We start from the raw sequence: 24,211 nt of genomic DNA on the forward strand, positions 1-24,211 counted from the left end.
GAGGAAGGGAGATAACCCTTGCCGAAAGGCCTTCCATGGTTAAACGGGAGGCATCCTGCCCCCGTTAATATCGATAAACTTTCTATTTATGTGATACGGGATCCAGTATAGGCCCCTATTTTAAGGCTTTCAATAAAAAGATATTAGCAGGCTAATTACTGGACCGTAACATCACTGAAACCCTTTTATGCGTGTGACGACTCGGTGCTCAGACGGGTTGTACGCAGCTGCATGACATACCCCAGCCCGGCCAGCGCGATGGAGGCCAGCATCACGCTGGTTGTGGTGAGCAGCGGGGTGGCAATCAGCGTCGACACCAGCAGGCTGGTCAGGAAGCACAGTCCGAGCTGCAGGGTATTCTGCAGCGCGGCGGCGCGACCCGTGGCCTGAGGGAATGGCCGCAGGGCCTGAGCGACGACAATCGGGTAAATCCCGCCGTTAACGATAGCCATCACGCAGAACGGTGCCATCAGCGCCACGATGGAGACATCCTGCTGCAGTCCCACCAGCCAGGTGGCGGCAACGCTGATAGCAAAAATGACCAGCAGCCACGGCAGCAGCTGCTGCCCCTGCCATTTCTGCAGCGCCGCCCGGCAGCCGTATCCGCCGATTAAAAAGGCGATAGTCTGCGGCACGTAGCTCAGGCCGATTGCGGTTGGCCCGTAGCCCATGTCATGCAGAATAAACGGCGAGCCGGTCAGCCAGGCGAAAAAGCTGGCGGAGCAGGCGGCGTAAATCAGCACGTTGCCGCTATATTCGCGTGAGCGCAGCAGCGCCAGGAAGGTCAGTTTTTTCTGCGTACCGCTCTCGGGCTTGCTCACCGGCTTGAGGCGTAACGCGGGCAGCATCAGCAGCAGGGCGATGACCAACAGGGTCGCGAAGATAGCCTGCCAGTCGAAATGGGCGAGCAGCCAGCTGCCGAGCAGCGGCGCCAGGGCCGGCGATAGACCTACCAGCGGCATAATGGTGGCGAAGATGCGGTTAGTACGTTGGGCTGGATAATAGTCGGTGACCATCGCCTGCCAGGTTACCGCCGCCGCGCAGACGCCGATGGCCTGCACAAATCGCAGCGCCAGCATCAGGGTCGCGTTCTGCACCCACAGCATGCCAAGGCAGCCGACGGCGAAGATCGCCAGGCCGCTGAGCAGCACCGGCTTGCGCCCGTAGCGATCGGAGACCGGGCCCCAGAACAGCTGACCAATGGCGAAACCGGCGAGAAACACGCTGAGGCTGGCGCTGACCGAAGCCGCCGAAGTGTTGAGATCCTGTTGGATCGCCGAAAACGCCGGCAGATACATATCGGTTGCCAGGAAGCCGAGCACGCTGAGGCCCGCCAGCCAAACCAAAAATCCTTTCCCAGGTTGTTGCATAAAGTTCTCTTTCTTCTGATGCAGGTAAGATGCCGCTGAGTGTAGGGAGTGCATTCTGGCTTGTGAAACGCTAATATTTGTTACATGCGTTCAAAAAATTTGCAGGCAGAATATGTGGTCCGAATACTCTCTTGAAGTGGTTGATGCGGTTGCGCGCAACGGCAGCTTCAGCGCGGCGGCTCAGGAGCTGCATCGTGTACCCTCGGCGGTCAGCTACACCGTGCGTCAGCTCGAAGAATGGCTGGCCGTTCCGCTCTTTGAGCGACGCCACCGGGACGTTGAGCTCACACCAGCCGGCGTGTGGTTTTTACAGGAAGGACGTTCTGTTATCAAAAAAATGCAGATCACCCGCCGTCAGTGCCAGCAGATCGCCAACGGCTGGCGCGGGCAGCTCTCGATCGCGGTTGACGATATCGTTAAGCCGGCGCGCATTCGGCAGATGATTGTCGATTTTTATCGTCACTTTCCGGACGTCGAGCTGATTGTCTTTCAGGAGGTGTTTAACGGCGTCTGGGATGCGCTGGCCGACGGCCGCGTGGAGCTGGCCATCGGCGCGACCCGCTCGATTCCGGTCGGCGGACGATACGCCTTTCGCGATATGGGCATGCTGAGCTGGCACTGCGTGGTAGCCAGCCACCATCCGCTGGCGAAAATGAGCGGCCCGCTGAGCGATGACACGTTGCGCAACTGGCCGTCGCTGGTCAGGGAGGATACGTCGCGTTCGTTGCCCAAGCGCACGACGTGGCTGCTGGATAACCAGAAGAGGGTGGTGGTGCCGGACTGGGACGCCTCGGCCACCTGCCTGTCGGCCGGACTCTGCATCGGCATGGTGCCGTCGCACTTCGCCCGCCCGCGGATCGATAGCGGCGAGTGGACGGCGCTGGAGCTGGAAAATCCGTTCCCGGACGCCGCGTGCTGCCTGACCTGGCAGCAGAGCGATATCTCGCCGGCTCTCTCCTGGCTGCTGGACTATCTTGGCGACAGCGAAACGTTAAATCGGGAGTGGCTGCGGGCGCCGGAATAGCCGGCGCCACGGCAGGATTAGCGGCGGTAGTCGACGAACGGGCCGTCGATCACCGAGCGACGCTCGACCAGTCGCGGGTGAACTTCGATAGACTGCGACTCTTCGCGCTTATTGACGATACGGTCCATCAGCATATTGAATGCGGCTTCGCCGAGTGAATCCTTCGGCTGATGGATGGTGGTCAGCGCCGGGCTGAAGTAGCGGGCGTTGCGCACGTTGTCATAGCCAATGAGCGAAATATCCTGCGGGACGCGCAGGCCCATTTCGTCGGCGGCGCAGATGGCTCCCATTGCCATGATATCGCCGCCGCAGAAGATGGCGGTCGGGCGATGCGGCTGGCTGAGGATCTGCTGCATGGCGCGGTAGCCGGATTCCGGCTCGAAGTCGCCCTGAACAACCCAGCTTTCCGGGACGCTAATCTGCGCTTCTTCCATCGCTTTCATAAAACCGGCCAGGCGTCCGGCGCCGGTATTGCGCTCCAGCGGGCCCGGAATCACGCCGATTTCACGGTGGCCGCGCTCAACGAGGTAGCGACCGGCCATATAGCCGCCTTCAAAGGCGTTATCGATCACCGAATCGGTAAAATCAGCCTTGGACTCACCCCAGTCCATGACGACCATCGGGATGTTGCGGTACTCTTCCAGCATGGACAGCACCGACTGCGGATATTCGGAACACATCACCAGCAGGCCGTCGACGCGCTTTTGCGCCATCATCGACAGGTAGGCCTGCTGCTTTTCCGGATCGTTCCATGCGTTGCCCAGAATCAAGGTGTAGCCCTTCTGGAAGCAGCTCTTCTCAACGGACTCGATAATCTCGGCGAAATAGGCCGCTTCGCTGCTGGTAGCCAGCAGACCGATCGATTTGGTGTGATTAACCTTCAGGCTGCGCGCCACCGCACTCGGAGAGTAGTGCAGCTCTTTGATGGCAGCCCATACCGCGTTGCGGGTCTCTTCAGCCACAAAGCGGGTTTTGTTAATTACATGTGAAACTGTTGTAGTGGAAACGTTTGCGCGCTTCGCTACATCTTTAATTGTTGCCATTACTTCTCTCTCCAGACCTTGACCTGATCGTCTGATTATCGATACGGAAACGTTTGCCTATACACACCCTGAGCACAATGTTCAACATTGCATCACGTCGGGAAACGACACAGAACGACAGGAAGGGGTCAATGGCCGATACGCTTTCAAATTAGCGTGGGATTTTGTCCGATCTTGCGGCAAAGGGGAAGAGTAAAAATGTGCATCACCCTAAATCTCAGAAGATTTTTGTGCAATATTGTGCAAAAATGAGCAGGCTCACTTTTCTTGTGGGGATAATCAGGGGGAAAATTGATGGATACAGATTTAAAGTTTTCGCTGACCACGACGATTATTGTACTGGGTCTGATCGTGGCCGCAGGGCTGACCGCCGTACTGCACTAATTTTTTCGGGGGAGAGGCTCCTTTCCCCCCGTTCCCGCGCATTATTATCAAATTCGCAAAAATCTTTTGCCATTTCGTTTACTTTTGTTTTTCTGTGATTGATGTCATGCTTTTGACTTCTGATGAGATACCGTCGCTGAGGACGGTTTGCTGGAGTCATTGAATGAAAATCAACTTTCCCCTGTTAGCGCTGGCCGTTGGGGCGTTTGGTATCGGTACGACCGAATTTTCCCCGATGGGATTACTGCCGGTTATCGCTAAAGGCGTGGATGTGTCTATTCCCGCCGCGGGGATGCTGATCAGCGCCTATGCTATCGGCGTGATGGTCGGAGCACCGCTGATGACGCTGCTGCTGTCGCATCGCGCGCGCCGCAGTGCGCTGATTTTCCTGATGGCTATTTTCACCCTTGGCAACGTCCTCTCGTCAATGGCGCCGGATTACACCACGCTGCTGCTTTCGCGCATTATCACCAGCCTGAACCACGGCGCCTTCTTCGGCCTCGGCTCGGTGGTGGCCGCGAGCGTGGTCCCTAAACACAAGCAGGCCAGCGCGGTGGCAACTATGTTTATGGGGCTGACCATCGCCAACATTGGCGGCGTCCCGGCGGCGACCTGGCTGGGTGAAACCATCGGCTGGCGCATGTCCTTTCTTGCCACGGCGGGTCTTGGCCTGGTGGCGATGATCGGCCTGTGGTTCTCGTTGCCAAAAGGCAGCGCAGGGCAGCGGCCGAACGTGAAGGAGGAGCTGTCGGTTTTGATGCGGCCGCAGGTGCTCTCCGCGCTGCTGACCACCGTGCTCGGAGCCGGGGCGATGTTCACCCTCTATACCTATATTTCGCCGGTGCTGCATACCATTACCCACGCCTCGCCGCTGTTCGTCACCGCGATGCTGGTACTGATTGGCGTCGGCTTCTCTCTGGGCAATTATCTTGGCGGAAAATTTGCCGACCGCTCGGTTTCCGGCACGCTGAAGGGCTTTTTACTGCTGCTGATGGTTATCATGCTGGCGATCCCGCTGCTGGCGCAGTCGCAGATTGGCGCGGCCATCAGCATGGTGGTGTGGGGCGCGGCGACGTTTGCCGTGGTGCCGCCGCTGCAAATGCGCGTGATGCGCGTGGCTCACGAAGCGCCGGGGCTATCTTCTTCGGTGAATATCGGAGCGTTTAACCTTGGGAATGCGCTCGGCGCGGCGGCTGGCGGGGCGGTGATTTCTTCTGGCCTGGGCTACGCATTTGTTCCGGTGATGGGCGCTATCATTGCCGGGGTGGCGCTGATGCTGGTGTTGTTCAGCGGTCGCTCGCGGCCGGAAGAGGCCTTAGCCAGCCGCTAATAATTACCGCAGAAGGGGAAACCCTTCTGCGGTAGAGTTTTATGCCGCCAGATTAGCCGCGACAAACTTCCAGTTTACCAGCGCCCAGAAGTGCTCCAGATAGTTTGGACGGGCGTTACGGTAGTCAATGTAATAAGCATGTTCCCAGACATCCACGGTCAGCAGCGGTGCGGCATTGCCGGTGAGCGGCGTACCGGCGTTGCTGGTGGAGACAATCGCCAGGCTGCCGTCGGAATTTTTGACCAGCCACGTCCAGCCAGCGCCGAAGTTTTTCACCGCAGCATCGGTGAATTGCGCTTTAAAATCAGCAAAGCTGCCGAAGGATTTAGCGATGGCTGCCGCCAGTTCGCCTTCCGGCTCACCGCCGGCATTCGGCGCGAGACAGTTCCAGTAGAAGGTGTGGTTCCAGACCTGGGCCGCGTTGTTAAAGACGCCGCCTTCGGAAGAACGAACGATCTCTTCTAAAGAGTGGCCTTCAAAAGCGGTGCCCTTGATCAGGTTGTTGAGGTTAGTGACGTAGGCCTGGTGATGCTTACCGTAATGGTATTCCAGGGTTTCAGCGGAAATGTGCGGCGCCAGGGCGTCTTTCGCATATGGTAATGCAGGTAATTCGAACGACATTGCTACTCTCCTTATTATATTAATGCGTGCAATAACCATGTAATGCACAGGGAGATAGTAGCAAATTAAAAGATGTGGCAAAAGAGAGAGTTAACCTGCCGCAGGCGCGGCAGGGGGCGTCAGCGGATGGTTTTAGGCGTCATCACGCGGCGGGCGCCAACGTAGTGGCGAACCCAGTAATCTTCGCTTAACGAGGTAATCTGAATATCGCGTCCGGTACGCGGCGACTGAATAAATTTACCGTTACCGACGTACACGCCGACGTGATCCGCCGTGCCGCGGCCGCGGGTGCGGAAGAAGACCAGATCGCCGCTCTGCAGCTCACCGCGATCTACGGGGCGAGCATCGCGCAGGTGGTACATCTCGTTCGCCGTCCGCGGGATATGAATTTTCACCAGGTCTTTATAGGCGTAATAAACCAGCCCGCTGCAGTCAAAGCCGGTGCGCGGCGAGGTGCCGCCCCAGCGGTAGGGCTTGCCAATTTGGCCCATCAGCTTCGACATGGCGGTGCTCTGCGCTTTTTGCACCCGCACCTTATGCGCATCGGCCAGCGTCAGCGGCACTTCCTCTTCAACCACCGGCTTACAGCGCTTTTTGTAGCCTTTCCGCACGACGCATTTCTGCTGCACGTTGGCCATCGCCCGCGTCGGTTCGATGTTTGACTTAGCCGACGTCGCGCACTGCTTTTTATAGCCCTTGCGCAACACGCACTTTTTGGTTCCGCCGGCGGCCTGACGGTTTAATGCCGTTTGGCTGGAGGCGGTGGTGCGGGTAGGGTGTTTGGCGCGGGAGGAGGTCGATGCTTTCTTGCTGGAGGTTTTGGCGCTGGATTTTGTTTTCTGACCGGAGACTTTTTTCTTGCGTTCGGTGGTGCCCTTTGCCTGATGCGCTTTTGACGCGGCGGAGGCGTGCGTATGCCCTGAAGCATGCGCCAGTGGTGTAAATGAGATAGATGTAAACAGTAATGCGCAGAGCGAAATCGCGATTTTGTTTAGCCGCGCCACCGAGCACTCCCCTGATTAATTACAGACATGTACACATACCTGACCATGAATGACAAAACCCAACGATTCTAATGCATAAAAACCCTGAAAGTTAATACTCTTTTGTATCTAAAGTGTCGTTTGATTAACAATTGCAAAAAAATATGCCAGACATTGACCGCCTTGTACAGAAAGTGCGCGGCAGGACGGCGCGCTGGCTGATGAAGTAATATTTTTAAGGCAACTTCAGTCCACAGAAGATAAAATAGAACGAGTGAACAAAATGTTATTATCTGTCCTGCGTTCAGGACGCTACAATGACAAATTACTGCCGTATAGAAGTTAAGGAAGCATGACAATGAGTACTACTGTAGAAAAAATCGAACGTCAAATCGCTGAAAACCCGATCCTGCTGTACATGAAAGGATCGCCGAAACTGCCAAGCTGCGGCTTTTCCGCTCAGACCGTGCAGGCGCTGTCCGCGTGCGGCGAACGCTTTGCCTACGTAGATATCCTGCAGAATCCGGACATCCGCGCGGAGCTGCCGAAGTATGCAAACTGGCCGACCTTCCCGCAGCTGTGGGTTGATGGTGAGCTGGTTGGCGGTTGCGACATCGTGATTGAAATGTATCAGCGCGGTGAGCTACAGCAACTGATCAAAGAAACGGCGGCGAAGTACAAGGCCGACGAGCCGAAAGCAGAATAATTTTGCTGCCAGTAAAAAAGCGACTTCCAGTGAAGTCGCTTTTTTTTGTCTCTTATTCCGCTTCAGGCTGCGGTAGCGGCCATCCGCCAAGACGCTTCCAGCGGTTGACTATCTCGCAGAACAGCCGGGCGGTCTGGTCGGTATCGTACAGCGCAGAGTGCGCCTTGGTGCCATCAAACGCCATACCGGCGGCAAGGCAGGCTTTAGACAGCACGGTCTGACCGAGCGCCAGCCCGCTCAGCGCGGCGGTATCAAAGGTGACGAAAGGGTGGAACGGATTGCGTTTTAGCCCGGCGCGCTCGGCGGCAGCCATGGTAAAACTGAGATCGAAAGTGGCGTTATGCGCCACCATGATGGCGCGATTACAATCGCTGTCCTTCATCCCTTTGCGGACCATTTTGAAAATCGCGTGCAGCGCGTCGTATTCGCTTACCGCCCCGCGTTCCGGGTCGTTAGGGTTGATGCCGTTAAATGCCAGCGCTTCGGGCTGCAGGTTCGCACCCTCGAAAGGTTCAACATGAAAATGCAACGTTTCGTCCGGCATCAACCAGCCCTGCTCATCCATTTTCAGCGTAATGGCTGCGATCTCAAGCAGGGCGTCGGTTTTGGCATTGAACCCGGCGGTTTCGACATCAATAACCACAGGGTAAAAACCGCGAAAACGGTCGCACAGACCATTAAGTTGAACGTTCTCGGACATCAGATTCTCTTTACTGGAAAAAAGTAGCGCGCATTATGGCAAATTTTGCCGCGCCTTGCAGCAGTCAGGGGATAAAACAGCGGGCGCCGACGGGCGCCCGCAACCGTTAGTGGCCGAGGCCTTTGCCGGCGTCTTTCTCTTCGATCAGTTCGATTTTGTAACCATCCGGATCTTCAACGAAGGCGATAACCGTGGTGCCGCCCTTAACCGGACCGGCTTCGCGGGTCACGTTGCCGCCGTTCTGACGAATACGCTCGCAGGCTTCTGCCGCATTATCCACGCTGAGGGCGATATGGCCGTAGGCGCTGCCGAGATCGTATTTGTCCACGCCCCAGTTATAGGTCAGCTCGATAACCGCAGTATCGCTCTCCTCGCCGTAACCAACGAAGGCCAGCGAGTATTTATATTCGGTGTTTTCGCTGGTACGCAGCAGCTTCATGCCGAGCACGTTGGTGTAAAACTCGATAGAACGCGGCAGATCGCCAACGCGCAGCATGGTGTGAAGTAAGCGCATGTTTGTATACTCCTGTTTTACAACAGCCTGTTAGCCGCCGTATTTGAAAATGGCCAGAATGGCATCAGAAACGGACAAGGCGTTTCCGGCACCGGAGCACTATAACGTAAAAAGGCGACCTTTTCAGGCCGCCCATACAATCAGAGGCATCATGCGCTAAAAACGATTGGCTGCCTTGTCCTGACCGCGCGCCGGTCGGCTACGATTTCGTCAAATCGATGCTCAGGATGCGCTCCTTCGCGCCTTCCACAAAGACGTCCGGGTCCCAGTCGCGGTTGAAGCCTTCCTTTATACCGACGTACAGGGTATTCATATCCGGCGATAGCACCATCTGGTTTGGATAAACAGGAGTGCGGAATTCACGGGTCACGCTGTAGGTCGCGGCATCGATTACGCTGAGGGTGCCGCTGGTGAAATTGGTGACGTAGAGCTCGTTATATTTCGGATTGTATTTTACCGCGTTGGCCCCGGCGCCGGTACGCACATAGCCCAGCTGCCTGCCGTCGCGCAGATCGAAAATATAGAGCCCGTCGCGGGGGCCGCTGCGATCGTCATGGTCGAAGGCCACGACAAAGATCCTGCCGGAGTCGGAGTCCACCGCCAGATTCTGCGCGCTGGGCAGCCGCGGCTGCGTATTCTGGAGGGTAATGGTGCGCAGCACCTGCTGCTTTTTCGCGTCAATCTCGTTGATGTAATCCCGGCCGCCAACGTAGATTTTCTGCGTTTTTTCATCGAGCGTCAGCCCATAGGCCGTGCCCTTATAAGCCTCTTTGACCTCGCCTTTTAGCGCCAGCGTCGTGCCGTCGAGCATCAGCAGTTTATGCAGCGGCTGCGTACCCTGCGCCGTCTTCAGCATATTGCTGTAGCTCACGAACAGGGTATCTGCATCCGGGCTGTAGACCATATGGCGCAGGTGCTCGAAGCGAGAATCGGCGGCGTTAGGCGTTTTAAAGCTGAGCCTGTCGCTGGTTTTGGTTAGCTTCCCTGTGGTGGTATCAAGCATGCTTATCCGCAGCGAGGCCGACTGGGTATGACCGATATAGAGCCGGTGCTGCGGCTGATTCATCGCCAGGGAAAACGCCCGGTACGGCATATCGTAGCGATGTTCAATTTTCAATGACGTCGGGTTAAAGGCGTATAAATAGCCTCTGTTCGCCTCGCGGTTCACGCGGTCGGTTACCGCCGCAAACACGTACTGATTGGCGTTATCGAAGGCCAGTTCGTAAATTCCTTCATCCGCCTGCTGAAGGTAATTGGTCTTCAGGGCGAAGCGCGAGGTTTCGCGCGGCGGTGGGTCAATGGCTAACGCCGAGGCCGGCAGGAGAGCCGCAATAAGCAGGCATCCCAGTCGTGTTCTTAAATTGAATCGATTCATTTTTTATTCCTGATATGCAAAGTGGGGGCGCGGGATAAAACCCGGGGCATTACCCCGCGCCGGGTTTTAACTCAGAACTGGATCTCTCCGCCGAAGATCCAGGTTCGTCCGCGGGCGGTGGTATTCACCGACGTGCCCGCCCGGGCGTAATCGACGCTCTGATTCATGCGGTTCAGCGCTTCGGCGTAATCGCGGTTGGTGACGTTCTGCACGCTGAGGCGCAGCTGGACGTTGTCGGTCGCCTGCCAGGTGCTGTAGAGGTCGATGATGGTCGGGATATTCGGCATGTCCTCTTTCGGTACGGTATTGCTGTCGAGGCTGATGCCCTCGGTGCTCAGGCGTTTGGTTTTACCGGTGAATTTGACCAGGCTGCCGACGGTCAGACGCCGGTCGAAGAGGCGGCCGCCGACGTCGAGCGTGGCGTAGCTATCGGGCAGGTCGCTGAGGTCGCTGTAGGCAAAGCTGTAAACCGTGCTGGCAATCGAGGTGGGCTGATCGGTGTGCTGCTTGCTCCATGAGAGGTTCGCATAGGCGAAGCCGATATCATATCCGGCCTCAATCTCGTAACCTGTGGCGGTTACCGTCGAAGGTACGTTGATGTAGATGTTGGCGTTGAAGCTATCGGATGCGTTATCGATATCCTGACAGAGCCTGCCATCGTGGCACAGGAAAAAGGATTCGCTGGTGATATAGTTTTTAATCCGCGAGCGGTACGCCAGCGCCTTTAAATGAAAGCTGTCCTGCTCGTGCAGCAGGCCCTGCTTATTGATATTAAAGCCGGCCTCCCAGGTCTCCGCTTTTTCCGGTTTGAGGAACGGGTTCATCGAGGCGCCGCCCTCGTTAGCGAAGAAGACCTCCTGCACGTTTGGCGCGCGGGAAGATCGGCTCCAGCTGACGAAGGGCTGCAGCCACGGGGCGACCTGGGCGGAAAACGTTGCCGATGGATTAACGTCGGTATTATCCAGCTTGAGATGGCTTTCCCCCTGCGGGAAACACTTCTCGTTATCGCCGCAGGCCGGCTTGTAGCCTGTAACCTGGCTGCGGGTGTAGTTAAGGTTGAGATCCAGCTGATAAATATCTTTGTTCAGCGTCAGGCTGCTGTATAAGGACGATATCTTTTGTTTGCCGGCGGGAGCAAAGGCGTTGTGATCGGTTTCAGTATTCTGCACAAAGCGCCGGGTATAGCGGGTATCCATTAATTTCCCGCCGACCTGGAATACGGTAAACAGATCCTCACTCATTTTAAATCGACTGGTGTTGCTAATATCGATAGCGTTGGATTTATTGGTGGTCGAAGAACTGTTGAAGTTATACAGCGATTCCGGCTTGTACGCCTGATTTCCGCGGCTGGTGCTGGCCAGCAAATTTAATTCCACCAGCTCATTCAGCGGGGCGTAATTATAGCGCAGGGCGTAATCGTCGCTGGTGATGTCGCGACGGGTAAAGCTGTTGCTGTAATTACGGCCGGAAAACTCAATTTTATTGAACTGGTCCGGATTGAAGTTCAGCTTATAAAGCTGGGAGCGGGGCTCCTGGCGCAAATATTTATTATCTTCGCCGATAAAATCTTCGCTGCTGCGCCCGCCGCCGTTTTTATAGGTCGCATAGGTTCGTCTACCGCTGATGCCGACCAGCGCGCCGAGGGCGCCGCCGTTTTCGAAGGTATCGGTCTTACCGGCCACCGCCACCATCCCGGTGCGCCCCAGCCCGTTATCGCCCACCGAGAAGCGGGAAAGTACCCCCGCCTGGCGTCCCTCCCGCAGAACGTCATCGATGCCGATGGTGCGCATATTGGCGCTGCCCGCGAGGGCGTTAACGCCCTGAGAGCCGGCGCTGCTGCCGCGCGTCACGTCAACTTCGGCAAGAAAGTTCGGGTCGAGCGGGACGCCGGCGGCGGTGTTGGCGCCGCCGTGATAGTTGGCGGGCGCCATGCCGAAGTAGGTCTGGGTGACGCCATCGACCATCGTATTCACCCGGCCCAGCCCGTTCATGCCGCGAATATTCACGCTGATCGAACCCTGCAGCGGATCGATTTGCGTATAGGTCCCCGCCATACTGCGCAGCGACGCATCCAGGCTCTGCAAGTTTTTATTTAGCGTACGCGAACTGTAGGCTCCGGGGCGGGTATAGCTCTCCTCAGAGGAGCCGACCTGATTTTTTTCAGCCAGCGGGTTATCGGTAATAGTGAGCGGAGAAAAGACCGACTCCCCCTCATTTTCTGCCGCAAAGGTATGGCCGTGGACAATAATAAGCCCGGCCATAATCCCTTTGGCTATTTGCGATTTTTCCATAATCAATTCCTGTTTTTGTATTTTATCAATGCACCAAATGAACAAAATTACCCCGCGTAGCCGAACGGCTGCGCTACGATAAATTGCTCATAAATAAAAATAAAAGCTCCGCCACTGCCCGAGAATACTCTCCCCGCAGCGGCCGGTTATTCAGAAATGAATAATCTAAATGACGCTATTTAAGTTTGTTAACCGACCAGCGGTTAATACAGGTAACGCTCATTGTTATATTTTTAACAGCCCGAACTCCACCGGTAGCGTGACCTTCTGGACGCCGTTTTTGAGCATCTCTTTTGGCGGCGGCGGCAGCGGTCGCGCGCTTTCAAGCGCAATGAGCGCCGCCCGATCCAGTGACAGGGTGCCGGATGAGGTGACCAGTTTTGTACTAAGTATTTCGCCGCGCTCATCGACGCTGAAGGCGATGACGGCCGTCCCGGTACGTTTACGCCGCCTTGCATCGTCCGGGTAGTTGCGCATTTTGTTGATTTTGCCCTTTACCAGAGATTCCCAGCTGATTTTACTTTGGCTGATTCTGGCGGCGTCGGTATCCAGCGGTGCCGTATTGCGCTGAGTCCGCGCGGACTGTACCGGCGGGGCGGCCAGGCTGGTGGTGGTCGAGTTTCCCTGCTCTTCTTTACGCTCCTGCGACGATTTCTTCTTTCTTTCCGTTTTCTTTTTGCGCTCTTTTTCCGGCGTTGCTGCCGCCAGCTTAAGCTCAGCGTCCTCGTGCTCGCGCAGCTTCGGCAGCTCTTTATTATGGAGCGACTCGCGTTCGGTCATGGCTTCTACCTTGCGCTGCTGGCTGACGCCTGGCGGCAGTTCGGGGCGAATGAAGGAGACCTCAAACTCAGGCGCATATTCAAGCATCACTGCGGCAGGCGTCGACTCGGGCTGGTTGAGGGAAAAATGAAGCATAAACGGCAGCACCAGCGCCGCGTGGAACAGCACGCTGCCGGCGGAGCCCTTTATCCACGGCGCGCGCGAGAGGATCGGTGGCCTGTTCATTGCGATCTTCATTTGGCCGCCGGTACCGACCAGATATAGTCGGCCTGTTTTGCCGTCAGCGTGGTGCCGTCGGTGGTGAGCATCACCACCCGCGGTTTTTCCGCGCCTAAGTCGGCCAGATGCAGGGGCACGCCGGTATCTTTGGCGGCGTGGTAGCCGCCGGCAATCAGCAGCGCCGGGCGCGGCGCTTGAATGAGCTGTTGGGCCATAAAGCGATCGCGATTCTGCTGAATGGCCATCATCGCGGTGACCTGTTCGCCGCTAATTTTGCCGTCGTGCATCAGGTAGATGATCGCCGACAGGGCTTCATGTACCTGCGGGCGGGAAGAGCGTTCTCCGCTCGGGAAAGTGGGGCGTTGGTACAGTTCGTTGACCTGCTGGCGGCTGATATTGGCGGCCAGCAGAGGCCAGGGACCCTCCAGCGCGGTCATCACCAGGTCACGGTACAGATCCCACGGCCAGCCGCTGTTCCAGCGCATCGCTTCCGCCGCGCGGGTGGCGCTGATCGACGTTCCGGACGCGCTGGCCTGCTTGACGCGGTTGACCGCATCCTGCTGGCTGATATCGATCATCTCCAGCAGCACGCTGCCCTGGGGGCGGGATTGGTTCAGATTTTTTAGCAGCCACTGCTCAATCTGATGGTGGCGCACGTTGGTGTGCTCTTCGCCGACGATAACTATCGAGGCGCTGCGCACCCTGGCGATAAGCTGCGCCGGCGTCAGGGTGCTGCCGGAGGCCGTATCCACAATACATGCGCACTCTTCCACCGATGCGGCGGCGGGGGCTGATGTCGTCGAGGACGCGCTTTGGCATGCCGCCAGGGCCAGAGCGCTGCTAACAACCAGAGATTTTAACAAGCATTCCATATTAAACATAAATATCCATTTTCTGTTTCATTGATAGCATTTATTTTCATGCTAAAATTTTTCACAGAATTATATGTAACAATGATAATGATTATCAAGATCATTCGCATTATCATTAATGCTCTGGTTTTAACCAAAACGTCGCAGAGAGCGGCAGGAGTCATGCGGAGAAGGGCGGGAGCTGGGGAGCGTCAAACGGCGGGCGGGTTCTCGTCCTTCCCTGGACAGAGATCCGGCGTATTTTTTAGCCATCCGTGGAGCGGCTGACCTCCTCCCAGGCGTCGATCCCGGCGCTCATCTGCTGCAGCTTTTCTTTAACCAACGTCACGGCATCGCTTCCCAGCAGCAGCGACGCCGGAGGGGACGGATGGTTAATCAGCTCCAGCATCGCCCGCGCCGCCCGGCGCGGATCGCCCGGCTGGTGGCCGCTGCGCTGCATCCGCGTTTCGCGAATGGGGCCGAAGCTGCTGTCGTAATCGTCAATACTACGGGCAGCGCGCACCATTGAGCGCCCGGCCCAGTCGGTTCGAAACGATCCCGGCTGCACCGCCGTCACGGCGATATTAAAGGGCTTAAGCTCTTTGCCTAGCGTTTCTGAAATACCCTGCAAAGCGAATTTGCTGCCGCAGTAGTAGCTGATGCCGGGCATGGTGATGAATCCCCCCATCGAGGTGATATTCAGAATGTGGCCGGCGCGGCGCGCGCGGAACCAGGGTAAGAAAGCTTTAATTACCGCGACCGCACCAAATACGTTAACGTTGAATTGCGCCACGAGCTCCTCAATCGGCGACTCTTCCATGATGCCCTCGTGGCCGTAGCCGGCGTTATTGACCAGCACGTCAACCGCGCCAATTTCCCGCTCTACGGCCTCAACGAGCGGCGGAATGGCGGCAAAATCGGTGACGTCCAGGACTCTGCCAAAGCACTGACCCGGCGACAGGGCCTCGAACTGCTGCCGATCTCTCTCGTTTCGTAGCGTTCCGACCACCCGATGCCCCGCGCTGAGCGCCTCTTCGGCCAGCGCCCGGCCAAATCCGCTGCTGACGCCGGTGATGAAAAATAGTTTTGCTGAGTGCATACCAACTCTCCTTCATTAAATTGAGCCGGCAGAATAGGGCCGAACGGCGCTCTGGCGTAGCCCCGATCCTCTTCGGTCTTTGCCTGTTCCTATGAGCCGTCTGGACGCGGCGGGCCGTGAGTGCCACACTTCACCTACGTTCCGGCTTCTTTAACGCAGGCTTTATGACAATGATCGCTGATCGGCAAATGGTGACGCTGCTGGACCACCTGACCCCGCAGGAGGGCTATAACCTCACGGTTTTACCTGACGTTCGCTTTTTGCGATCTAACCGACCGCTGCTGCGCACGCCGGTTTTATACGAGCCGGGGATCGTTATTGTGGTGCAGGGAAGAAAGCAGGGGTTTCTTGGGAATGATGTCTATTTGTATGACGCCCGGCATTATCTGATGGTCTCCGTGCCGGTGCCGTTCACCATGGAAACCGACGCCAGCGCCGCCGAGCCGATGCTGGCTATTTACATTCGGCTGGATTTCACCTTAGCGGCAGATCTGCTGCTGGAGCTCGACGGTCGCGGCGCCCCCGTCGTCGCCGCGCCGCGCAGCATGATGTCGAGCCTGATGGATGCGCAGATCGGCGGCTCGGTGTTACGCTTCCTGCAGATTATGTCTTCGCCGCTGGACGCGGAAATGCTCGGGCCGTCGATGCTGCGGGAGATATATTACCGGGTGCTTACCGGCGAGCAGGGGCCGGCGCTGCGCAGCGCCCTGCGGATGCAGGGCCAGTTTGGCAAAGTGGCGAAAGCATTACGAAAAATTCATGCGCAATATGCCGAGAGCCTTGACGTCACCGCCCTGGCGAAAGAGGTCGGAATGAGCGTTCCGACCTTTCACAGCCACTTCAAGGCGGTAACCAACACCTCGCCGATGCAGTACCTGAAATCAACGCGCCTGCATCAGGCCCGGCTGCTGATGCTGCGCAACAACCTGACCGCCTCCGCCGCCGGCGTGCGGGTCGGCTATGAGAGCATTTCTCAGTTCAGCCGCGAGTTTAAGCGCCTTTTTGGCCTGACGCCGGTGCGCGAAGTTGAGCGCATGAAGCACAATTTTTCCCTGCCCGCCCCGGTTACGCCCTCCGCGTTTATCTCATCGCATTGAGCCGTCCGCCGGGGCCGGCACATCGTCATCCTGTAAGATATGCTGGCGCAGCAGCGTCGCCAGGGTAGAAGGATCGCCTCGCTCTATCGCCTCGACCATCGCGAAATGTTCCTGCGAGGACTGGACGATCCTCGCATGCGAGTTCCATTGCCCCAGCGCCGCGGAGGGAACCCGGCTGCGGAGTTCGAAAATCAGTTCAATCATGTCTTTGTTCGAACACGGAGCAAGCAGCGCGCGGTGAAAGGCGAGGTTGGATTCATACTGTTGCAGGATCGTGCCGAACTGAGTGTAGTGGTCAAACAATTCGGCGCACTGGCGCAGGGCGGCTAACTGCGCGGGCTGGATATGCTCCACGATATCGCTGGCCGATGCGCTTTCCAGCACCGCGCGGATGCGCGAAATATTCCTACGCTGCTGCACGTCAGGCGAATAAACATGGTACCCACGATTGGGAACATGCTGCACCAGCCGTTCAATGACCAGCTGATCGAGGGCGCGGCGAACATCGCTGCGCGTACACTCATAGCGCTCAGCCAGCTCGACCTGTTTCAGCCAGGCGCCTGGCTGGAAAACCCCGGTATTAATATCCATCGCCAGCAGGTTGGCAACGTGCACCAGAGTGCTTTTACCTTGCATCATATCCTCAGCTCCTTGTCCTGGTTCCCGCGATTTTTTGCAGCCTGATAATGAACGGTTCCCGGCTTTGGCACCAGTTTAAACCGTCGGTCTATTGGCTTTTGCTCTGACCCAAAGCTGAATTGTGACATGAACCAGATCTTTTGTTAATAAATTGTTTATTAAATTGGCGCCAATTTTGGTTTTGTGTTTGAATCAATTTTGAACAGCCGATCAACGAGAAAACAATTTATGCAACTATCAGTAATTAAAAATGATTCTGAGCATGCTGCCGGGCGTAGCCTGGCGCTTTACTATCGCGGCAGCACGACTATCTTTTCCAGCCGGCACGATCCCCGCTTCCAGTATTGCCTGTACGTTCCGCCCGGATTCGATGGCGACAAAACCGATTATCGCCTGGTCGTGGCGATGCACGGCACCGGCCGTTCGATGGTGCAATACCGGGATGCTTTTACCGAGTTTGCCCGCTATAACCGCTGCGTTGTTCTGGCCCCGCTGTTTCCCGTCGGGCCGCTAGGTGACGGCAATTCACACGGCTTTAAATACATCATTGAGCAGGATATTCGCTATGACCTGGCGCTGCTGGCGATGATTGATGAAGTTAGCGAGCTGCTGGATCGCGACTTTGGCAAGTTTCTGCTGTTCGGCTACTCGGGAGGCGGTCATTTCGCCCATCGCTTCCTTTACATTCACCCGGAAAAGCTGCTGGGAGTCTCCATTGGCGCCCCGGGTTCCGTCACGCTGCTGGACGACAGCAAGGCCTGGTGGCCGGGGGTGCAGAACTTTGAGCAAATCTTTGGCAAACCTCTGGATTACCACGCCTTAAAACAGGTAGCGGTGCAGCTGGTGGTCGGCAAAGTCGATCTCGAAACCTGGGAAATCACCCATCAACCCGGCGGCCGGTATTATCAGCCGGGATGTAATGATGCCGGTATCACCCGAATCGAACGGAATACCGCGCTGCTCAACAGCCTACGCGAGCACGGCGTGAAAGCTGAACAAGAGATAGTGCCAAACGTCGGCCACGACGGCATGAAAGTGCTGGATCAGGTGAAAGACTTCTTCCTGCGCGTACTGCAGGCAAATCGCTGAGGAGCGAACAACGTGACGCAACCTTTTCCCTTAATCGAAATCTCCGGTACGCCGTACGAGCGGGGCTGCCAGTACGGTGAGCAGGCTAAAGCTCGGATCCACGCCAGCGTGGCTATTTATGGCGACCAGCTGAACGCCCTGCGGATCGGTCAGGAACAGCGTGACCGCCTGATTAATAGCTTCAGCGCCATCATCCGCGAGTTTGATGCGGACTATCTCGACGAAATGCGCGGCATTGCCAGCGCATCCGACGTTTCGCTGGAAGCTATTGTGATGATCAACGCCCGTACGGAAGTTATCGCTCAGGCGCGTAGCCTGCAGCACTGCCCGACGCCGCATGATGACAACATAAAAGATGGCTGTACCGGCGCGGTGATCCTGCCGCAGCGCAGCCCGCACGGCAAACTGATTCATGGTCAAAACTGGGACTGGCGCGCGGAGTGCGCGGAGAGTTCGGTGGTGGTGAAAATTAAGCGTCAGCAGGGGCCGGATGTCCTGACTTTCGTGGAGGCCGGAGGGCTTGGCCGCAGCGGGATGAACAGCGCCGGGATCGCCATCACCGCTAACTATCTGCGGTGTGAGCGCGATTATCAGCAGCAGGGCGTTCCGCTGTCGCTGATCCGCCGTAAAGCGCTGGAACAGCAGCATATGGCGCTGGCGATGAAGGTGGTCGCCACCACGCCAAAGTCGTGCTCTAACAATATGATCCTCAGCACAAAAGAGGGCTTTGCTATCGATTTTGAATGCGCTCCGGACGAAAGCTTCACCCTCTATCCGCAAAATGGCCTGCTGGTTCATGCCAACCACTGGGAGAGCCTGCCCGCGCGCTGCAAAATTCGCGAGGAGGGCGTCGATGCCTCGCCGGATTCGCTGTATCGCGGCTGGCGCGTCCATGAATTACTCAACGCCCATGCAAAACCGGGCGCAGAGGAGATGAAAAACGCCTTTTTCGATGACTTCGGCTCCCCCTATTCCGTATGTCGTCCGCCGCGGCCGGGGTTCAGCAGCGATTTATCCGCCACGGTGGCGATGATCGTGATGACTCCCGCTGAGGGGATGATGGATGTAGTACCGCTTCCGGCACTTAACCGCGACTTCACGCGCTACACGCTCGATTAACAGAGAGATCGCTATGAAAAAATTATTATCAGCTGTTGCCCTGTTACTGCCGGGCATGGTGGCGCAGGCGGCCGATGGCGAAGTTATCCGTTTTGCGCTGAATCAGGATATCCGCAGCAGCCAGCCGGGCGTCAACCGGGACGGAAACACCGATGATGTCCTGATGCACGTGGTGGAAGGCATGGTGGGCTACCGCGAGGACGGTACCGTTGGGCCGATGCTCTCGTCATCGTGGGATGTGAGTAATGAAGGCAAAACCTATACCTTCCATCTGCGCGAAGGGGTGAAGTTTCACAACGGCGACGCCATGACGGCGCAGGACGTGGTGTGGAGCTGGAAGCACTGGAACGACCCGAAAACGCAGTGGCGATGTTTGCGCGAATTTGACGGCAGCGGGTTGATTCATGTTACCGACGTCAGCGCGCCGGATGCGCATACCGTGGTCATGACGCTGGAGAAACCGGTGGCGCTGTTTCTGGACACGCTGGCGCGCACCGATTGCGGCGCTGCCGCGGTTATCAGCTCTAAATCGGTTGCCGCGGACGGAACCTGGATCGCGCCGATCGGCACCGGGCCGTTCAGCTTTGGCGAGTGGAAGCATGGTGAGTACGTTTCATTGAAGCGTTTTGCCGACTACAGCGCGCTGGCGGGGAAAGAGGACGGCTTTGTCGGCGGAAAAAAAGCGCTGGTGGAGGAAGTGCGCTTTATGGCGATCCCCGATGCGGCAACGGTGAAGGCGGGCCTGCAGTCGGGAGCCGTGGATCTGGCGCAGGTGAGCCCGATTGACGGCATCGACCTGAAAAAAGACCCCAATATCTCCCTCGAAGTGGCACCGAACGCCCAGCGTCACGTGATGCTGATCCAGACCGACGATCCGCTGCTGAAAAACGTCAAGCTTCGTCAGGCGATAGCCTCTGCGCTGGATAGCGAACAGATCGCGCTGGGAACCAGCCAGAATCTGGCGCAGGCGTCCAACTCCAACATTTCCGTGGCCTCCGCGTTCTACAGCAATATCCAAAAACAGGGCTATAAGTACGATCCGGCCCGCACGGCCCAACTGCTGAAAGAGGCGGGCTATAAAGGCGAGCCGCTGGAGATTATCGCCAACAAGCGCGCCACCGTGCCGAGTTTTGATATGGCCATTATTATCCAGGCGATGCTGCAGGCGGCGGGAATTAACGCCCGCGTCACTACCATGGAGTGGGCGACCCAGCTTGAGCGCTATCAGTCCGGGCGCTATCAGATGATGACCTTCACCTACTCCGCGCGCTTTAACCCGGCGCTGGCCTTCGAGCAGATGGTGGGGGATAAAACTAAACAGAAACGCAAGGTCTGGGGAGATCCGCAGGCTATCGCTATGACCGATGAGCTGGCCACCGTCGACGATCCGGCGCGGGTCCAGGCCATCACCGATAAGCTGCACCAGCAGATGATTGCTGATGTCCCGCTAATCATCTTTTATCCTGGGCTGGATATTGTCGCGCACCGTAAGGCTATCAGCGGCTATAAATCCTGGCTGGCTGCCGCCGCGCGGCTGTGGAACGTCAGCAAAGCCTGATGAGATAAGGAGACGCGCATGTTGCAGTTTCTGCTTACCCGTATTTTGACCGCTATTCCGACGCTGCTGCTGGTGACCGTGCTGGTCTTTCTGCTGACGCGCATGGTGCCGGGCGACCCGGCCCTGCTGATGCTGGGGGATATGGCGACGGAGTCCAGCCTTGCCGATCTGCGCCACAGCATGGGGCTGGATCAGGGGATAGTGCAGCAGTTCTTTATCTGGTCCGCTAACGTGCTGCACGGCGACTTTGGCCACTCAATTCAGAGCGGTCAGCCGGTACTGCCTTTGATTCTGCAGCGCTTCGGCGTGACGCTAAGCGTGGTGCTGGTAGCCATCGTTATCGCCTCGCTGCTGGCGGTGCCTGCGGGAATGCTGGCGGCGTGGAAACAGAACTCCTCCCTGGATACCGGGCTGGTGATGTTCTCCACGTTTCTGCTGTCGATCCCGAGCTTCTGGATGGGGCTGCTTATTCTGCTGCTGCTTGGCCTGAAGCTCGGCTGGCTGCCGGTTGTCGGCTACGTCTCATTGAGCGATGACCTGAAGGCGGGGCTGCTGTATCTGCTGATGCCGGTGATGACGCTGGTGCTGGTGGAGATCGGCGCGCTGGTCCGCATGATGCGGGCCAGTACGCTGGAGGTGCTGCGGCTTGATTATGTTTCCCACGCCCGGGCGAAGGGGCTGCGCGAGCGCGCGGTCCTAACGCGCCACGTGTTCCCGAATGCCTTTGGGCCGACGTGGACGCTGATTGGCCTGACGCTCGGCAACCTGCTCAGCGGGGTGGCGGTGACGGAAACGGTCTTCAGTCTGCCGGGGCTCGGCCGCCTGCTGGTGGATGCCATTTATGCCCGCGACTATCCGGTTATTCAGGGATGTATGCTGTTTATCGCCACGCTCTATGTGCTCACCAATCTGCTGATTGATGCGCTCTATCCACTGTTCAATCCGAGGGTTTCTGCGTGAAGAGAAAACATATCGTCCTCGCGCCAAACGCGCTGCTGGGAATAGCGCTGATTGGCACCATCGCGCTGGCCGGCATCGTGGGCTTCTTCTGGACCCCGCTGGACCCGTCGCGGATCAATATTCTGGCGCGCCTGCAGTCTCCGGGAGCGGGTCACCTGCTGGGCACCGACGAATACGGTCGCGACGTGCTGAGTCGCCTGCTGGCCGGAGCCAATGCCAGTATGACTATCTCTCTGGTGACGGTTGGCTTTGCGCTGTTGGTCGGTATTACGCTGGGGCTGATCAGCGGCTACCTGCGCGGCGCGGTGGACCGGCTGATTATGATGCTGACCGACGCGCTGCTGGCCTTTCCCGGCATTCTGCTGGCGCTGGCGCTGTTGAGCATCCTCGGCAACAACCGCTACGGCATTATTCTGTCGCTGGGTCTGGCCTACACCCCCTCGGTGGTGCGCATCGTTCGCGGCACCGTGCTGGGGCTACGCGAGGCGGAGTTTGTCTCCGCGGCGAGGGTCATGGGGCACAATGAATGGGCGATCCTACGCCGTCATATTCTTCCTAATTGCCTGGCGCCCCTGACGGTGCTGGCTACCTCGATGCTGGGCTGGGTATTGATTTCCGAAAGCGCGCTCTCCTTTCTCGGTCTCGGCGTGCCGCCTCCGGAGCCGACGTGGGGCAATATGCTGGCCGCCAGCCGCAGCTATCTCGCCCAGGCGCCGTGGCTTGCGCTCCTGCCGGGCGTCTGTATATCGCTGGCGCTGCTGGGGGTCAACATGCTGGGCGACGCGTTACGTGATTATCTCGATCCGAGGATGCAATGATGAACAACACAACCGCATTATTGCAGGTCAGCAACCTGCGGGTTAGCGTCGCGGGGCGTGAAGTCGTAAAAGGCATCTCGTTTACGCTCGCTCCCGGCGAAGTGCTGGCGGTGGTCGGGGAGTCCGGCAGCGGTAAAACTCTGGCGATGCGCTCCTTAATTTCGCTGCTGCCGACGGGGGTAACCAGCTTTGCCGATTCGCTAATCTTTGACGGCCACGATCTCAATCACCTCGCCGCGGAGCAGCTGCGCGAGCTGCGCGGTGCGGGCATCGGTATGGTTTTTCAGGAGCCGATGACATCGCTAAACCCGGCGATGACCATTGGCCGCCAGCTTGATGAAGGGCTGGCGTTACACACCCGCCTCAGCGAGCCCGCGCGGCGGGAAAAGATCGTTGCGATGCTGGAGCGCGTCGGTCTGGCTGATGCCGGGAAATTATTAGGCTCTTATCCCCATGAGTTTTCGGGAGGGATGCGTCAGCGGGTGATGATCGCCGCGGTCATGCTGCTTGAGCCGAAACTGATTGTTGCCGACGAGCCGACCACCGCCCTGGACGTGCTGGTACAGCATGAGGTTATGGATCTGATGCTGGGGCTAACCGCCGAAAAGGGCAGCGCCGTGATTCTGATTAGCCACAATCTGTCGATGGTTGCGCGCTATGCATCACGCATTATGGTGATGGAGCAAGGCGAAGTGGTTGAGCAGAACGGCAGCCAGCGGCTGCTGGCCGAACCGCAGCACGCCTATACCCGGCGTCTGCTGGAAGCGCTGCCGGTACGCCAGCCGGCGCCGGACCGCCAGCGCCTGCTGGCGGCGGAAAGCGTCATTGCGCTGACGGACGTCGATATCCGCTACGTAGGACGTAAGTCCTGGTTCCGCCCGGCAAAGGTGACGCACGCGGTAAAAGGGATCAGCTTTAACGTGCGCGCCGGTGAGACGGTGGCGCTGGTCGGCGCGAGCGGTTCCGGTAAAACCACCATCGGCAAGCTTATAGCGGGAATGCTGAAGGCCAGCCAGGGCGTGCTGGCGTTTCGGGGGCGGGCGCTGGATCCAGCGGATAAGGCGCTGATGACCACCTGGCGACGGGAGTGTCAGATGATCCAGCAGGACCCGTTCTCCTCGCTTAACCCGCGGATGCGCGTCGCGCAACTTATTGAAGAGCCGCTGCTGCTGGTGGCGACGATGAACCGCAGCGCTCGCGAACAGCGGGTTCGCGAGGTGCTGGATGAGGTTGGACTGGGAAGCCTGTTTATGTCCCGCTATCCCCATCAGCTTTCGGGAGGCCAGCGCCAGCGGGTGGCGATTGCGCGGGCGATTGTCCGGCGTCCGGCCTTTATCATTGCCGATGAGCCGACTTCAGCGCTGGATATGACGGTGCAGAAACAAATTCTCGAACTGCTCAAGCGGCTACAGCAGCATTACGGGTTTGCCTGTTTGTTTATTACGCACGATCTCGGTGCCGTCGAGCAGATAGCGGACAGAGTGCTGGTGATGGAAAAGGGGAGCCTGGTCGAGAGCGGGTGGAGTGATGACGTTCTGGATAATCCTCAGCACCCCTATACGCAGCGGCTGCTAAGCTGCCTGCCGGTTCTTATAGCGCGGGAGCAGGGAGGATACCAGCTGCAGCAGCCGGCGTGAGCGG

General features: G+C 57.7%; 23 protein-coding genes. 11 read left to right on the top strand and 12 right to left on the bottom strand.

All coding sequences use genetic code 11. The annotated features are described in order from the left end of the window. Positions 1-185 precede the first annotated feature (185 nt). Positions 186-1,370, bottom strand: coding sequence for a purine nucleoside transporter PunC (gene punC / locus GO007_RS20100; RefSeq protein ID WP_095103039.1), 1,185 nt, complete (start codon positions 1,368-1,370; stop codon positions 186-188). A 112-nt stretch (positions 1,371-1,482) separates the two neighbouring features. On the opposite strand from punC, the gene punR reads away from it, so the two are divergent. Then, the gene (gene punR, locus GO007_RS20105) at positions 1,483-2,394 is read left to right on the top strand and encodes a DNA-binding transcriptional activator PunR (protein WP_095103041.1); all 912 of its coding nucleotides are present in this window, start codon (positions 1,483-1,485) and stop codon (positions 2,392-2,394) included. Between the two features lie 17 nt (positions 2,395-2,411). Here the strand turns inward: punR and purR are convergent, their stop codons facing one another. Beyond that, positions 2,412-3,437, bottom strand: a complete 1,026-nt coding sequence (gene purR, locus GO007_RS20110) for an HTH-type transcriptional repressor PurR (protein ID WP_095103044.1) — start codon at positions 3,435-3,437, stop codon at positions 2,412-2,414. 294 nt (positions 3,438-3,731) lie between these two features. Between purR and cydH the strand changes: the two genes are divergently transcribed. After that, positions 3,732-3,821: a cytochrome bd-I oxidase subunit CydH gene (cydH, locus tag GO007_RS20115; protein ID WP_004862736.1), complete on the top strand. Its 90-nt coding sequence runs from the start codon at positions 3,732-3,734 to the stop codon at positions 3,819-3,821. A gap of 163 nt (positions 3,822-3,984) precedes the next feature. Further along, positions 3,985-5,151, top strand: coding sequence for an MFS transporter (locus tag GO007_RS20120; protein ID WP_095103046.1), 1,167 nt, complete (start codon positions 3,985-3,987; stop codon positions 5,149-5,151). A gap of 39 nt (positions 5,152-5,190) precedes the next feature. Here GO007_RS20120 and sodB read toward each other — a convergent pair whose 3' ends face one another. Both sodB and GO007_RS20130 read right to left on the bottom strand, forming a co-directional pair. Continuing rightward, on the bottom strand, positions 5,191-5,772 hold the full coding sequence (gene sodB, locus GO007_RS20125; RefSeq protein ID WP_095103048.1) for a superoxide dismutase [Fe]: 582 nt from the start codon (positions 5,770-5,772) through the stop codon (positions 5,191-5,193). Positions 5,773-5,891: 119 nt separating this feature from the next. Then, complete coding sequence (locus GO007_RS20130) at positions 5,892-6,776, bottom strand: C40 family peptidase (protein ID WP_095103050.1); 885 nt, start codon at positions 6,774-6,776, stop codon at positions 5,892-5,894. Positions 6,777-7,113: 337 nt separating this feature from the next. On the opposite strand from GO007_RS20130, the gene GO007_RS20135 reads away from it, so the two are divergent. Further along, positions 7,114-7,461: a Grx4 family monothiol glutaredoxin gene (locus GO007_RS20135; RefSeq protein ID WP_095103052.1), complete on the top strand. Its 348-nt coding sequence runs from the start codon at positions 7,114-7,116 to the stop codon at positions 7,459-7,461. Between the two features lie 52 nt (positions 7,462-7,513). Here GO007_RS20135 and rnt read toward each other — a convergent pair whose 3' ends face one another. The 7 genes from rnt to GO007_RS20170 all read right to left on the bottom strand — a co-directional run bounded on the left by rnt (position 7,514) and on the right by GO007_RS20170 (position 15,290). After that, the gene (gene rnt, locus GO007_RS20140; RefSeq protein ID WP_095103054.1) at positions 7,514-8,161 is read right to left on the bottom strand and encodes a ribonuclease T; all 648 of its coding nucleotides are present in this window, start codon (positions 8,159-8,161) and stop codon (positions 7,514-7,516) included. Positions 8,162-8,267: 106 nt separating this feature from the next. Further along, positions 8,268-8,675, bottom strand: a complete 408-nt coding sequence (gene gloA, locus GO007_RS20145; RefSeq protein ID WP_095103056.1) for a lactoylglutathione lyase — start codon at positions 8,673-8,675, stop codon at positions 8,268-8,270. A 199-nt stretch (positions 8,676-8,874) separates the two neighbouring features. Next, positions 8,875-10,050 (bottom strand): YncE family protein, encoded by a 1,176-nt coding sequence (locus GO007_RS20150; RefSeq protein ID WP_095103058.1) that lies wholly within the window; start codon positions 10,048-10,050, stop codon positions 8,875-8,877. Positions 10,051-10,121: 71 nt separating this feature from the next. Beyond that, entirely contained in the window at positions 10,122-12,341 is a 2,220-nt protein-coding gene (locus tag GO007_RS20155) for a TonB-dependent receptor domain-containing protein (RefSeq protein ID WP_095103060.1), read from the bottom strand. Positions 12,342-12,566: 225 nt separating this feature from the next. Next, positions 12,567-13,346, bottom strand: coding sequence for an energy transducer TonB (locus GO007_RS20160; protein WP_223261801.1), 780 nt, complete (start codon positions 13,344-13,346; stop codon positions 12,567-12,569). Positions 13,347-13,354: 8 nt separating this feature from the next. Continuing rightward, positions 13,355-14,221, bottom strand: a complete 867-nt coding sequence (locus tag GO007_RS20165) for a ChaN family lipoprotein (protein ID WP_095103062.1) — start codon at positions 14,219-14,221, stop codon at positions 13,355-13,357. 235 nt (positions 14,222-14,456) lie between these two features. Then, entirely contained in the window at positions 14,457-15,290 is an 834-nt protein-coding gene (locus GO007_RS20170) for an oxidoreductase (protein ID WP_095103064.1), read from the bottom strand. A gap of 164 nt (positions 15,291-15,454) precedes the next feature. Here GO007_RS20170 and GO007_RS20175 point away from each other — a divergent pair, with 164 nt between their 5' ends. Beyond that, the gene (locus tag GO007_RS20175; protein WP_095103067.1) at positions 15,455-16,387 is read left to right on the top strand and encodes an AraC family transcriptional regulator; all 933 of its coding nucleotides are present in this window, start codon (positions 15,455-15,457) and stop codon (positions 16,385-16,387) included. Here GO007_RS20175 and GO007_RS20180 read toward each other — a convergent pair. Beyond that, entirely contained in the window at positions 16,376-17,026 is a 651-nt protein-coding gene (locus GO007_RS20180) for a GntR family transcriptional regulator (protein WP_095103069.1), read from the bottom strand. The two genes, GO007_RS20175 and GO007_RS20180, sit on opposite strands and share 12 nt — an antisense overlap. A 228-nt stretch (positions 17,027-17,254) precedes the next feature. Here GO007_RS20180 and GO007_RS20185 point away from each other — a divergent pair, with 228 nt between their 5' ends. The 6 genes from GO007_RS20185 to GO007_RS20210 are packed head-to-tail and all read left to right on the top strand — an operon-like array spanning position 17,255 to position 24,207. After that, on the top strand, positions 17,255-18,115 hold the full coding sequence (locus tag GO007_RS20185) for an alpha/beta hydrolase (protein ID WP_095103071.1): 861 nt from the start codon (positions 17,255-17,257) through the stop codon (positions 18,113-18,115). A gap of 12 nt (positions 18,116-18,127) precedes the next feature. Beyond that, positions 18,128-19,234 carry a C45 family autoproteolytic acyltransferase/hydolase gene (locus tag GO007_RS20190; RefSeq protein WP_223261802.1) on the top strand — a complete coding sequence of 369 codons (1,107 nt, stop codon included), beginning with the start codon at positions 18,128-18,130 and terminating at the stop codon, positions 19,232-19,234. 13 nt (positions 19,235-19,247) lie between these two features. Further along, complete coding sequence (locus GO007_RS20195) at positions 19,248-20,792, top strand: ABC transporter substrate-binding protein (RefSeq protein WP_095103073.1); 1,545 nt, start codon at positions 19,248-19,250, stop codon at positions 20,790-20,792. 18 nt (positions 20,793-20,810) lie between these two features. After that, complete coding sequence (locus tag GO007_RS20200; protein WP_095103075.1) at positions 20,811-21,752, top strand: ABC transporter permease; 942 nt, start codon at positions 20,811-20,813, stop codon at positions 21,750-21,752. Continuing rightward, positions 21,749-22,570, top strand: a complete 822-nt coding sequence (locus GO007_RS20205; RefSeq protein WP_095103077.1) for an ABC transporter permease — start codon at positions 21,749-21,751, stop codon at positions 22,568-22,570. Before GO007_RS20200 ends, GO007_RS20205 begins: the two co-directional genes overlap by 4 nt. Continuing rightward, on the top strand, positions 22,567-24,207 hold the full coding sequence (locus tag GO007_RS20210) for a dipeptide ABC transporter ATP-binding protein (protein ID WP_095103079.1): 1,641 nt from the start codon (positions 22,567-22,569) through the stop codon (positions 24,205-24,207). Before GO007_RS20205 ends, GO007_RS20210 begins: the two co-directional genes overlap by 4 nt. Positions 24,208-24,211: the final 4 nt, after the last annotated feature.

This window comes from Klebsiella sp. 10-1 (assembly GCF_009758445.1).
In the GTDB taxonomy this organism is placed as follows: domain Bacteria; phylum Pseudomonadota; class Gammaproteobacteria; order Enterobacterales; family Enterobacteriaceae; genus Klebsiella; species Klebsiella scottii.